The 13,354-nt window shown below is 35.1% G+C and carries 11 protein-coding genes; 6 read left to right on the top strand and 5 right to left on the bottom strand.

The window, feature by feature from the left end; genetic code table 11:
• Positions 1-19 precede the first annotated feature (19 nt).
• Positions 20-532: a DinB family protein gene (locus SJY30_RS00145; RefSeq protein ID WP_396633628.1), complete on the top strand. Its 513-nt coding sequence runs from the start codon at positions 20-22 to the stop codon at positions 530-532.
• Positions 533-827: 295 nt separating this feature from the next.
• Here SJY30_RS00145 and rsmG read toward each other — a convergent pair whose 3' ends face one another.
• Positions 828-1,463, bottom strand: coding sequence for a 16S rRNA (guanine(527)-N(7))-methyltransferase RsmG (gene rsmG, locus SJY30_RS00140; protein WP_396633627.1), 636 nt, complete (start codon positions 1,461-1,463; stop codon positions 828-830).
• 120 nt (positions 1,464-1,583) lie between these two features.
• On the opposite strand from rsmG, the gene SJY30_RS00135 reads away from it, so the two are divergent.
• Positions 1,584-2,684 (top strand): acyl-CoA desaturase, encoded by a 1,101-nt coding sequence (locus SJY30_RS00135; protein WP_348351188.1) that lies wholly within the window; start codon positions 1,584-1,586, stop codon positions 2,682-2,684.
• 15 nt (positions 2,685-2,699) lie between these two features.
• Positions 2,700-3,890 (top strand): pyridoxal phosphate-dependent aminotransferase, encoded by a 1,191-nt coding sequence (locus SJY30_RS00130; RefSeq protein ID WP_396633626.1) that lies wholly within the window; start codon positions 2,700-2,702, stop codon positions 3,888-3,890.
• 54 nt (positions 3,891-3,944) lie between these two features.
• On the opposite strand, the gene SJY30_RS00125 is transcribed toward SJY30_RS00130, so the two are convergent.
• The 3 genes from SJY30_RS00125 to trkA all read right to left on the bottom strand — a co-directional run bounded on the left by SJY30_RS00125 (position 3,945) and on the right by trkA (position 8,130).
• Positions 3,945-5,179 (bottom strand): IS3 family transposase gene (locus tag SJY30_RS00125; protein WP_396633625.1). Its coding sequence is split into 2 segments (ribosomal slippage): positions 3,945-4,843 and positions 4,843-5,179, totalling 1,236 coding nucleotides; the frame shifts between segments, so codons are not numbered across the junction.
• 106 nt (positions 5,180-5,285) lie between these two features.
• Complete coding sequence (locus tag SJY30_RS00120; RefSeq protein WP_396633624.1) at positions 5,286-6,779, bottom strand: TrkH family potassium uptake protein; 1,494 nt, start codon at positions 6,777-6,779, stop codon at positions 5,286-5,288.
• 1 nt (position 6,780) lies between these two features.
• The gene (gene trkA, locus SJY30_RS00115; RefSeq protein WP_396633623.1) at positions 6,781-8,130 is read right to left on the bottom strand and encodes a Trk system potassium transporter TrkA; all 1,350 of its coding nucleotides are present in this window, start codon (positions 8,128-8,130) and stop codon (positions 6,781-6,783) included.
• A 229-nt stretch (positions 8,131-8,359) separates the two neighbouring features.
• Between trkA and ubiE the strand changes: the two genes are divergently transcribed.
• Both ubiE and SJY30_RS00105 read left to right on the top strand, forming a co-directional pair.
• A complete protein-coding gene (gene ubiE, locus SJY30_RS00110) occupies positions 8,360-9,091 on the top strand; it encodes a bifunctional demethylmenaquinone methyltransferase/2-methoxy-6-polyprenyl-1,4-benzoquinol methylase UbiE (RefSeq protein ID WP_396633622.1) in 732 nt (243 codons plus the stop codon).
• 61 nt (positions 9,092-9,152) lie between these two features.
• Positions 9,153-9,845 carry a porin family protein gene (locus SJY30_RS00105; protein WP_396633621.1) on the top strand — a complete coding sequence of 231 codons (693 nt, stop codon included), beginning with the start codon at positions 9,153-9,155 and terminating at the stop codon, positions 9,843-9,845.
• 138 nt (positions 9,846-9,983) lie between these two features.
• On the opposite strand, the gene SJY30_RS00100 is transcribed toward SJY30_RS00105, so the two are convergent.
• Complete coding sequence (locus SJY30_RS00100; RefSeq protein WP_396633620.1) at positions 9,984-10,703, bottom strand: TrmH family RNA methyltransferase; 720 nt, start codon at positions 10,701-10,703, stop codon at positions 9,984-9,986.
• Positions 10,704-10,757: 54 nt separating this feature from the next.
• On the opposite strand from SJY30_RS00100, the gene SJY30_RS00095 reads away from it, so the two are divergent.
• A complete protein-coding gene (locus SJY30_RS00095; protein WP_396633619.1) occupies positions 10,758-13,322 on the top strand; it encodes a BamA/TamA family outer membrane protein in 2,565 nt (854 codons plus the stop codon).
• Positions 13,323-13,354 lie beyond the last annotated feature (32 nt).

Here is a 13,354-nt window from a genome sequence, read left to right as displayed (position 1 = left end):
CAACCTTAACACACTAATTATGAAAAAGTTATTACTCGCAGCAGTCTTATTTGCAGGCTGCTTTTCTTATGCACAAGAAGAACTAACACAAACCACGATTAAAGCGGTTTTAGCTAGAAATCAATCTCAAGTGATACAACTAGCCGAAGCTTTCCCTGAAGATAAATATGATTGGAGACCAGCAGAAGGCATCAGTTCCGTAGGCGAAGCTTTGCTACATGTTGCGGGTGGTAATTATTTTTTGGCTTCTAAATTAGGATTCGCACCACCAGAAGATGTCGATGTTATGAATCTTGGTAAAATCACCGGAAAAGAAAACATCATTGCTGCACTTAAAAAATCGAACGAATTCGTTCTTGAAAATATCATTAAAGTAGAAGATGGAACTTTAAACGACGAGGTTGATTTCGGTTTTATGAAGTCTAATAAACTAGGCGGATTATTAGCTATCATGGAGCATAACGGAGAACACAAGGGTCAACTTATTGCTTATGCAAGAAGTAATAATGTGGTACCACCATGGAGTAAATAAGCTTTTGCAATCCCTAATAAAATGCCCGTTAACTTTTAAGTTAACGGGCATTTTATATTAATTAAGAAACATTAACACCTATCGAATACAATATCAATGTAAATTTAACGTTAATTAATTGTAAACTCAGGGTAATTTCCTGAAATTTGTACTTCATTTAAAATCAATTGCTTATGACTATCAACAGTATTAGATTACACATTACATGTATTCAGATTCACACTTGGAATTATTTAAAAGAGTTTGCCCGTAAATACAAGAAAGCTTATTGCAGTTCTTTTCTACTTTAAAAGACTTACCCTTTATACTTTAACGGCAAATAGACCATTTTCTTTGTCTCAAAGAAATCTTCTTTAAAATAATCGGTCAAATTATAAATTTCAGCCGTTTTATAGTCTTTTAATTCTTCCTTTAAATCACCACCTTTTAAATACAATATCCCATTACGAATAGGGTGTTTAGATTCCTTTTTAATTTTCCCTTTTATCCAGTGTACAAAAGTGGGCATAGCAGCCACAGCTCTACTGACGATAAAATCGAATTTACCAGGTATCTCTTCTACCCTAGCGTTTATGGTGGTAACATTTGTTAATTGTAGACCATAAACCACCTCATTTACTACTTTTATTTTTTTTCCTATAGAATCCACTAATGTAAAGTGTACTTCAGGAAATAAAATTGCCAAAGGTATACCAGGAAAACCACCGCCTGTTCCAACATCAAGTATAGATGAGCCATCCTTAAATTCTATAAACTTTGCTATCCCTAAGGAATGCAAAACATGCCTTAAGTAGAGTTCATCTATATCTTTTCTTGAAACCACATTGATTTTTTGATTCCAATCTTTATATAATTCCTCTAGTTTTTCAAACAATTGTTTCTGATGTTCAGATAAATTGGGAAAATTTTCAAATATGATTTCAGCAGTCATCCGTATATTTGTAAATAGATATTATTAGTATTTTCATTAATGCAAAGATTTAGCTTTTAATTAAGCTATCAAACTATTATAGATTCAATTACATTATATTAAGTAAAAGATTACCGAATTATGGAACAAAATATCATTCGTTTCCCTAGAACAGATTCTGCAAAGTTTTTTAAAACTTTGAACAGTAGAGTTAACGATTATTTTAAAACGAACAAATTAAAGAAAACAGGCAACTGGAAATTACACTTGAAAACCGTGGTAATGTTTGCGCTTTTTCTTGCTCCTTATTTTTTAATACTGACCTTAGGGCTACCTAATTGGGCCAATATTCTTTTAACCATTGTTATGGGTATTGGTATGGCGGGTGTTGGCATGAACGTTATGCATGACGGTAACCATGGCGCATATTCTAACAAGAAGTGGGTTAACAAACTAATGGGTAGCAGCATTTACATTCTTGCTGGTAACGTATATAACTGGCAAGTACAGCACAATGTACTTCACCATACATATACGAACATTCACGAACATGATGAAGATATGGAAGCGGGCAGAATATTACGTTTTTCTAAACATGCGGAATGGAAAAAACACCATAGATTTCAACACTTTTATTCTGTTTTTCTTTACGGTCTACTAACGTTCAACTGGGCAATTACAACAGATTTTCAACAGATGTACCGTTATATGAAACGCAAATTATCTTATGGTAAATTGCCTAGCGCTACTATGAACTGGAGTACCTTAATCATTACAAAATTACTTTACATTACTATTTGGATCGTATTGCCAATGTTAATTTTAGACATCGCATGGTGGAAGATTTTAATAGGATTCTTTTTAATGCATTATGTTGCCGGGGTAATCTTAAGTGTTGTTTTTCAATTGGCACATATTGTAGATGACGCAGACACTCCTTTACCAGATGAATCAGGTACAATGAAAAATACTTGGGCAATTCACCAATTGTTTACCACGGTTAATTTTGGGACTAAGAACAAGATTGTTAATTGGTTTACCGGTGGGTTAAATCACCAAGTTGAACACCACATATTCCCCAACATAAGCCACGTACATTACACAAATATTTCGAAAATTGTGAAACAGACGGCACAAGAATTTAATTTACCATATCACGAGTATAAAACTACTAGAAAAGCTATAATTTCGCACTTTAAACATTTAAAAGAATTAGGCAAGGAGCCTACATTACAATACTAGAAATTTAAAGCAACCATGAGCAATCAACTTTCGGACAGAATTAACAGCGTTACACCGTCAGCTACTTTGGAAATGGCCGCTAAGGCCCGTGAATTAAGAGCACAAGGAAAAGATATTATTGGTTTAAGTTTAGGGGAACCGGACTTCAACACTCCAGATTATATTAAGGACGCTGCAATACAAGCAGTAAATGATGATTATAATTCCTATACTCCCGTTGATGGCTATGTAGAGCTTAAAAAGGCAATTATCACTAAATTCAAGAGAGATAACAACCTTAGTTATGAACCCTCTCAAATTGTAGTCTCTACAGGAGCAAAGCAGGCTCTATATAATGTTGCCCAAGTTATTTTGAACCCAGGTGACGAGGTTATATTGCCATGCCCTTACTGGGTTAGCTATAGCGATATTGTAAAATTAGCGGATGGTGTACCGGTTGAAGTTTCTACTTCTTTGGAGAACGATTTTAAAATGACTCCTGAACAGTTAGAGGCAGCAATTACACCTAAAACAAAAATGTTATGGTATAGTTCCCCTTGCAACCCAAGCGGATCTATTTACAGCAAAGAGGAATTACGTGCACTTGCGGATGTTCTTAAGAACCATCCTCAAATTATTGTGGTAAGTGATGAAATTTACGAGCATATTAATTATGGTGTTACCGCACATGCTTCAATGGCAGAGTTTGATGACATGTATGATCGTACCGTTACCGTAAACGGGGTTGCAAAAGCATTTGCAATGACCGGATGGCGTATTGGTTACATTGGTGCTCCTGCATATATTGCACGTGCAACAAACAAGCTACAAGGTCAAGTAACAAGTGGTGCAAACTGTATTGCTCAGCGTGCCGTTATTACCGCTTTAGAAGAATCACCAGACCGTATACAATACATGGTAGATGAATTTAAAGAAAGACGTAAACTAATTTTAGGTCTGTTGAACGAAATCGAAGGTTTTAAATGTAATGAGCCTGAAGGTGCTTTTTATGTATACCCAGATGTAACCGCTTATTTTGGCAAAACATTCAATGGTACTACTATTAATAACGCTTCAGATTTTTCAATGTATATCTTAGAAGCTGCAAACGTAGCCACCGTAACAGGTGATGCTTTTGGTAACGGAAACTGTATTCGTATTTCTTACGCAGCATCAGTAAAAGAAATTAAAGAAGCTATATCGAGAATAAAAGAAGCGTTGAAATAACCTCAACATCTTTTTAGTGAGTCGTCCTAAAATAGGTTGACATTTTTTAAATAATTAAATCAATCCTGCGAAGCTAGCTTCGCAGGATTTTTTGTTGTGTATAAAATTAGGTGTTTCATAATTAAGACTCAAGTGGGGTCTTTTGCTATTATACGTTTTTATAGATTCTTTGATAAGCTGTCTTAATTCTCTTGCTGTATTACATTTATGAATCAAGAACTCTGTTTTTAAAATACCATTTACACGTTCTGCTAAAGCATTTTGATAACAGTCGTATCCATCCGTCATTGATGGTATGACCTTAGATCTTTTTAGCTCTCTTTGGTATGTAGCAGAGCAGTATTGTAGACCTCTATCAGAATGGTGTATTAATCTGTTGGAAGTAACTCTATTCTTTACAGCCATTTTCATGGCTTTTACTACATTTTCCGTACTCATATCATCACTTAGATGATACCCCATAATCTTTCTGCTAAAAGCATCTGTAACTAGAGAGAGATAATGAGTTCTTTCTCTGCTTTTGATATAGGTTATGTCACTTACAAAATACTGTTCTGGTCTTGTAGCAACTGAACTTTTCATTAGATCAGGATACTTTCTTAGCCAATGTTTAGAATGAGTAGTTTTTGTATAGTTCTTTTTTGGTTTTATAAGCATTGATTCAGATCTGAGGTAATCGAAAAGTGCATCCCTACCTATCTTGACACCTACTATTTCAAACTCAGCCTTGAGCAGATAGTAGAGTTTTCGAGTACCAAGTCTGGGCATTTCTTGACGTATTTTTGAAACTAATGGTTTAATTTGAGCTAGTTCACGAGCTCTTTTATCAGCACGTTTTTCTGCTTGATAAACAGCTTGTCTACTTATCCCAAACAATCTACAGCAACGCGATAGGCTTAGCTCTTGTTGTTGTCGGACTCGTTGGATTGCTTGGGTGAATACTTTTTTCTGATAGAAGTACCATACTGCTGTTCAGAGATGTCGATCATCGTGTTAAGCACTTTGTTCTTGAGCTTCTCATCAGAGAGTTCTCGTTCCAAACGCTTAATTTTCTGAGCTGGAGTCTCTTTGGATTTTGGCATTTGATGCTTAATTGGGTTTGTCCAGTCTAAGGTACCGTGTTTACGCAACCAAACCAAAACAGTACTCCTGCCTTGAATACCATAAGCCTTTTGAGCTTGCTTGTAAGTCATCTCGCCCTTTTCTACTTGGGAGATGACGGCTAATTTAAAGCCTAAATTGTAATCGCGCTGAGTGCGCTTATTCCCTGGGTTCTCTGAAGGTTTCATAAATAAGTCGAATTTGTGTCAACTTATTTCAGGACGGGACAAGAACATAAAAAAAGTCCCATCAAATGATGGGACTTTTTTTTATGCTTGATATATTTTACTTTATTTAAGTTCTTTTCCAGAAATATGGTGTCAATAAGATAAGTACGGTAAATAATTCTAGCCTACCTGCTAACATTAAAAATCCACACCACCATTTTGCCAGATCCGGTAGACTATTAAAATTGCTCACAGGGTTCAAACTCCCTAACGCAGGACCAACATTACCTAAAGATGATGCCGCACCACCAATAGCGGATTCAAAGTCTAACCCTAAAAAGCCTAACACCAAAGCACCAATAATAAAGAGTAGCATGTACAGCACAAAGAATCCGATTATATTATAAACTATTTTCTCTTTTACAGTCTTATTGTTATATCGTACAGGTATAATGGCATTCGTATGCAATGTTCGCTTAAACTCCAATACACCATTTTTGATAATCAATAAATGACGCATTACTTTAATACCACCTGCCGTTGATCCAGCCGAACCTCCTAAGAAGAACAATCCGAAGAAAAAAACGGTCAAGAATGGTGTCCATTGCGTAAAATCAGCACTTACGAATCCGGTTGTAGTTATCACCGAAATTATTTGAAACAAGGAATGCCTGAATGCACTTTCCGCCTTACCCAACACCATAGGATACCCAGGAGTCAGCTCAGTGATATTTGCCTGAAAATAAACTACCAATGCTACTATGATGGTAAACACAATTACAAAACCTGAATAATATTTAAACTCCTCATCTTGTATTACTTTTTGTACTTTTCCTTTGAAAGCAAAATAGCTTAATACAAAGTTACTACCTGCCAAAAACATAAAAAATATGATGATATATTGTATCATCGGTTGGTCATTATAGTAAGCCACACTCGCATTTTTGGTTGAAAAACCACCAGTGGACAACGTTGCCATTGCGTGATTTATAGCATCAAAAAATGACATTCCCGCAACTTGAAGCAGAATAGTTTCAGCAACCGTATAACCAAAGTAGATCAACCATAGTCGTTTTGCCGTATCGGTAATTCTTGGATGTAATTTATCGCCCGTAGGCCCTGGTGCTTCGGCAGAAAACAATTGCATTCCCCCTATTCCCAATAAGGGTAATATGGCAATCGCCAAAACAATAATACCCATACCGCCAATCCAATGGGTTAAGCTACGCCAAAACAAGATACCTTCTGGCATTGCTTCTATATCATCCATAATAGAAGCACCCGTTGTTGTATAACCGGATATAGTTTCAAAAAAAGCGTTAGTTACCGTGGGCAATGCACCTGAAAATAAATAAGGTAACATCCCAGAAATGGACATAACAATCCACCCAAAGGTTACGATAATATAGCCTTCTTTCTGTTTTACTTCTTTTTTATGACCTCTAGTATAGTACATCATAAAAACCCCTACGAACATAGTGGTTATAGATGCAAGTGCAATGCTTAACGTTGCGCCATCTTGGTATATACCACTGACCACTGCCGCCAAAAGCATAAATCCCCCATTGCACAACAACAGAAGCCCCATTATATGAATTATGATTCTTAAATTAAGTCGCATCTTAAAGGAACATTCGTTCTATTTTAGGTATCTCTGAAGGCAGACAACAAACCACTACCCTATCACCTTCCTGTATTTTGAACCCACCAAGAGCAATATGACCTTGCCCTTCTCTTACAACTCCACCAATTGTAGCAGCTTTAGGAAAATCCAACTCCCTGATAGTTGCCCCTGTTACCTTAGAGTTTCTTTTGACAATGAATTCTAAAATTTCAGCATTTAAATTATTCAAACGCATTAAAGCCACAACTTCCCCCTTACGTATATGTCTAAATATATTATTTGCGGCAAGAAGCTTTTTATTGATCAACGTATCAATACCAATTGAGTGAGATAGCTGAAAATAATCCATATTCTCAACCAAGGCGATAGTTTTCTTTATATACTTTGACTTTGCCACCAAGCATGACATAATATTGGTTTCAGAATTTCCGGTCACCGCAATAAAGGCATCCATAGATTCTAAACTTTCCTCATCTAGCAATTCAACATTTCTACCATCACCATTGATCACTAATGCATTTGGCAGCTCATCCGCAAGATCAAAAGCTTTCTCTTTGTTCTTCTCAATCAACTTTACGTTGAATTTGTTAGCACAAAGATCTCTTGCCGTTTTGTAACCCACTTTACTACCACCAAGAATCATCACATTCTTGATTTCCGCTTTCTTTTTACCTGTTAATTTATACAGCTCATCTACCCCCTCTTTCACTGTAATAAAATACACTTGATCACCTTCTTTAAAAAGGGTATCACCTCTTGGTATTACCGTATACTGTGTACCTGTACGCTGTAAAGCAATTGGCATAAAGTGTAATTCCGGGAAAATTTTTGCAGCTTCTTTCACTTGTTTACCTACAAATGGTGCAGACTTTAATAATGATACACCCACCATTATCAACTCACCATCTTCAAATTCATAGGTATCGTTAAAGGCCGACTTGTTTAAAAGCATCTGAATTTCAGTTGCCGCTAAAGCTTCTGGAGAAATTAATTCATCTATACCTAAATCTGAAAACCTCAACAGATCTTTATTCTTTATAAACTCGGTATTCGATATTCTGGCAATGGTTCGCTTACAACCTAATTGCTTAGCCAGCATACACAAGGTTAAGTTCGTAGTCTCAGAAGAAGTTACCGCAATAACCAAATCTGAATCTTTCACCTGAGCATCGATCAATACCGCAATAGAAGTTGCATCACCCTTTAAAACTCTTATATCTAGGTGATTATCTGCGTAAGCAAGACTTTCTTTTTTAGAATCGATTAAGGTAATATCTTGTGACTCATAGGATAGCAACTTGGCTAAATGAAAGCCTACTTCCCCAGCACCAGCAATTATAATCTTCATTTATTTTATTAGTCCGCTAAACATCAAGCACCAATTTTCTTCTCTTAACTATTACCTATACTTAAAAGTAGTCTTGAAAACAATAGCATTTATTATGGGGCAAAATTACATAATTAAATTAGTTTAATCTTAATTTTCAATTCTTTAACCTATCAATTACCAACCTAACTGATTAAAAAGTAATTAAGCATTAGCTATATCGTATATTTGCCAAAAAAATAGCTATAAAATGCCCCAAAAAGTTACTCCTTATAAAGATTCAGAATTAGGAAAGAAAGAACAGGTTACTAAAATGTTTGACACTATTTCTAAAAATTACGATGGTCTAAACCGTGTAATTTCTTTTGGAATAGACATTAAATGGCGCAAAAAAGTAGTCGAAATCTTAAAAAAAGAACAACCGCAGTCTATTTTAGACATTGCCACGGGTACTGGAGATTTAGCTATTGCCCTTGTTAAAACAGGCGCCAAAAAAATTGTAGGTCTAGATATTTCTCCAGGTATGTTAGCTGTTGGCAAAGAAAAGGTAACGGACAAGAATTTGGACAGCACTATAGAAATGGTGGTAGGCGATAGTGAAAAACTCACTTTTGAAGACAACTCATTTGATGCGGTTACGGTATCTTTTGGAGTACGAAACTTTGAAACGCTGAATACCGGTATGGCAGAGATATTACGTGTTCTAAAACCAAATGGCACACTGGTTGTTTTAGAAACTTCTGTACCTACTAAAACTCCATACAAACAAGGTTACAATTTTTACACTAAAAATATTCTTCCCTTAATTGGAAAATTATTTTCAAAAGATGATTCTGCTTATGGCTATTTAAGTGAATCTGCTTCTGTTTTTCCTCATGGCGAAAATTTCAACAATATTTTACGCGAAATTGGGTTTATAGATGTAACGAATAAACCTCAAACATTTGGGGTTGCATCAATTTATGTTGCGAAAAAAGGCTAATCTATATCTTTAGCATACTCACAATATATTTTTGACGTTTTACAATCGTAAACCAGGATATATGAAGAAGTGGTTTTTTATAAGCCTAACGTTGTTGATTACGAATTTAGTGAGTGCTCAATTCAACGAAAGTCCCATATTGAATAAACAAAACGAAGATAAGAAACTCTTAAACTGGGGTTACTTCCTTGGTTTAAACCAATATGATTTTAAAATAGAATACAAAGAAAATGCCCAAGATATTTTGGTTAGCAAAAGCTTTGGATTTAATGTTGGATTAATTGGCGAAGTGCGGCTTAACGAATTCTTAGATGTCCGTTTTGAACCAGGATTACATTATGGATCTAGGTTAATGGGTTTTCCAGGCTTTGAAGATGAGCGTGATGCCATTAGAGAGGTAAAATCCACTTACATTAATTTCCCATTACTCCTAAAAGCGAGCACTAGAAGATATGGAAACTTCAAACCATTTCTGTTGGGTGGTGTATCTACAGGACTTAACCTAGGTAGTAATGAAGAAAGTCTTGACGATAATAGCTCTGGCACCTTTAGAATGAAAAAATGGGTCTACAATTACGAACTTGGTTTTGGCATTGATTTTTACTTAGAGTATTTCAAATTCACCCCTTCTATTCGTGGTGTTTTTGCCATTACCGATGAGCTAGTTCCAGACAACGACCCTAATAGCCCTTGGACAGGAAACATAGAGTCCCTTAAAACTCGCGGTATTTTCATCAACTTCACTTTTGAATAGCAATTAGCAATTAGCAATTAGCAATTAGCAATTAGCAATTAGCAATTAGCAATTAGCAATTAGCAATTAGCAATTAGCAATTAGCAATTAGCAATTAGCAATTAGCAAAAGTTAAAATTTTCGGTACACAATACCTGATTACTTTCTAATTTCATGTAATAAAATGGCAGTTGCAGATGCTACGTTTAAACTTTCTGTAGTCACACCTCCAAACTGTGGTATTGCCAATCTATCGGTACAAAGTTTTGCGACAGCTTCAGAAACTCCTTTTCCTTCATTACCCATAATCATTATTCCCTTTGCTGGCAACTGCGTTGAGTTTACACTTTTACCATCCATAAAAGTTCCAAAAACAGGTAACTGAGTTGAAGTTAAGAATGTATCAAGAGATAAATATTGAATATTTATTCTAGTGATTGAGCCCATAGTAGCTTGTAATACTTTTGAATTAAAGCAATCTACAGTATCCGTAGAACATACAATATCACTGATACCAAACCAATCGCAAAGCCTTATTATAGTTCCCAAATTACCCGGGTCCTGTACTCCATCTAACGCCAAAACCCAATCAGAAGTTATTTTTTCGGTTGGTTTTGGAATGTAGAAAACTGCAAGATATCCGTTCGGGTTCTTTAGGCTACTCATTTGACCAAGTTCCCTAGCGGTTACTTTTTCAACTTGTAGATCACCCACATCCAATCCAATAGGATCAACTGCAAAAAGCTTATAGACTTTCATGTCAGAATTCACTACTTCTTCAATAGTCTTCTTTCCTTCCACAACAAATAGTCCGTGCTCATTTCGGCACTTTTTTTGCTGTAGACTTTTGATAAGTTTCAATTCACTTTTGACAACCATTCAAATAATGTATTTTTGATTTCTATGAGGATGGCACTTTGCTCCAAAAACAACATGGCTAAATTAAGCTTATTATCCCTACTGGCAATAGTCTTGTTATCCTGTAACTCGCTAAAGAAAGTTGAGGATGATGAATACTTGGTAATTAAAAACGCCGTTTATGCCGATTCTGTTAAAGTAAACAATGAAGAGTTGGAAAGTCTCATCTACCAAAAATCCAATTCTACTGTATTAGGCTACCCCCTTAGACTTAATCTTTACAACCTTGCAAAAGAAAATCCAGATTCTTCTTACAATGCATGGATATACAGAAAAGAGAATAGAAAAAAGAGACTTGACAAACTACTTTCAGAAAAACAAGTGGAACGCCTGGGCGAATCATTTATAGTTAAAGGACTTAGTAATTGGTTAAAGGATATTGGCGAAGAACCCACAATTTTGGACACTACCAAAACACGATTAAGCTTAGCAAAACTTAGTGCATACTACCAAAGCAAAGGCTACTTTACCAACAATACCACCTATGAAATTGATAGTTCAAAGCACAAAAAAGCTAGAGTCAATTATCATATTAAACTTGGCGATCCGTACATGATAGATTCTCTGGGCAACAATATTTCATCTAGAGCAATAGACTCCTTATATTTTTTAAATTCGTCACAATCATTAATAAAAGAAGGACAACAGTTTGACCTAAGTAATTTTAATAATGAACGTGAACGATTAACCGGTATTTTTAGAAATAGCGGAATTCGTAATTTTCAAGAAAGCTCTATTACCTTCGATATTTTAAGAGATACTATTAAAGCTGCTGATGATCAGCAAATGAATATTACTTTAAACATTGGCGATTTAAAAACTAGAGGAGAAAATGAAGTGACCACCTCTGCATATAAAGTAGAGAAAATCAATAAAATACATATTTATACAGATTACCTTTCTACAAATTCACAAGATTCACTGTACACCATAGACTACCAAGACTACACTATTCATTATTCCAATAATTTTGATATTAAGCCAAAAACCTTGGCTAATGCCATCTTTTTCAAAAAAGACAGTACTTATAGAGATGTAGATAAAATCAGAACCTCTAGACAACTAAATGCGCTTAATGTTTTTAAATATCCAAATATCATTTTTGAAGCTGATTCTGTAGGTAACAAAGTAAACACAAACATTTATTTGGCCCCAAAAACAAAGTATGCTTTAGGTACCAATTTTGAAGTTAGCAGATCTAACTTACGTAGACTAGGTGTTGGTTTAGGCACAACCCTACTAATAAGAAATATCTTTAAAGGTGCAGAAAACTTGAGTATCTCTGCAAATGGATCATACGGTCTTCTTAGCAGTAATACATTTGAAGCAAATTACTTCTCAGAATTTGGTGGAGACATTGCTTTAGATTTTCCAAGAATCTGGTTTCCCTTTGTAAACACTTCCAGAATTATACCCAAATATACTTTGCCAAAAACAAGAATTGCCATTGGTACAAATTTCCAAAACAATATAGGTCTGGACAAACAAACCTTTAATACCGTTTTAGGCTACAATTGGGTACCTAGTGATTTTGTAAATCATGAAGTTGAGCTATTGAACATTCAGTTTGTAAGAAATGTAAACAGTAGTAGATTCTATAACGTTTATACTAACACCTACGAACTGTTAGATGACATTGCAGACTCTTACGAAGATGCTACATTATATCCTGAATTAGCAGATTTTTTTGAACCAGGAGATAGTGATGATGAATTAAATCTAATAATTCCGTCAGGCACAACCGGATTTACAAATGCAATTTTAGATCGTGTTGTGTCTTCTTCAAGTGACAATTTTGATGATGTAAACACTATTGAAGAAAGAAGAATCAGACTTACCGAGAATAATTTAATATTCGCATCTAATTACACATTCAACAAAACAAATAGAACCGGACCTATAGATAATTCTTTTTATCAATTTCGTTGGAAGATTGAAGGTGCAGGTAATGTTTTATCGGCTTTCTCTTCTTTTATACCATTCAACAAAAATGACGATGATCAGTTATTGGTATTTGGAGTACCATTTTCTCAATACATTAAAAATGAGTTTGAATACGTAAAATACTGGGACCTAAAACGTTCTAATGTATTAGCTGCAAGAGCATTCTTCGGTATTGCCATTCCTTACGGTAATTCTGATAACATTCCATTTGTTCGTAGTTATTTTGGTGGTGGATCAAATGACAACAGAGCTTGGTTCCCATACTCATTAGGACCAGGAAGCACTTCAGCAATTAATGATTTTAACGAAGCGAATTTAAAATTGGCCTTGAACTTAGAATACAGATTTCCGATAGCAGGTGATATTAACGGGGCCATATTTGCCGATGCAGGAAACATATGGAACGTGCTGGATAATGTAGAAGATCCAGATGCTACTTTTGACGGATTTAGTTCTTTAAAGGATATTGCCTTAGGAACAGGTATTGGTATAAGATACGATTTCACCTACTTCCTATTTAGACTAGATTTGGGCTTTAAAACTTATAACCCTGCTGAAATTCAGTCTAAAAGATGGTTCAGAGATTATAATTTTGCGAACTCCGTGTTGCAAATAGGTATCAACTATCCCTTTTAAATATAATTGTTTTATTACATTTGTTTTTCATT

The organism is Maribacter sp. R86514 (genome assembly GCF_044597005.1).
Classification (GTDB): domain Bacteria; phylum Bacteroidota; class Bacteroidia; order Flavobacteriales; family Flavobacteriaceae; genus Maribacter.
This window is presented reverse-complemented; position numbering and strand designations above follow the sequence as displayed.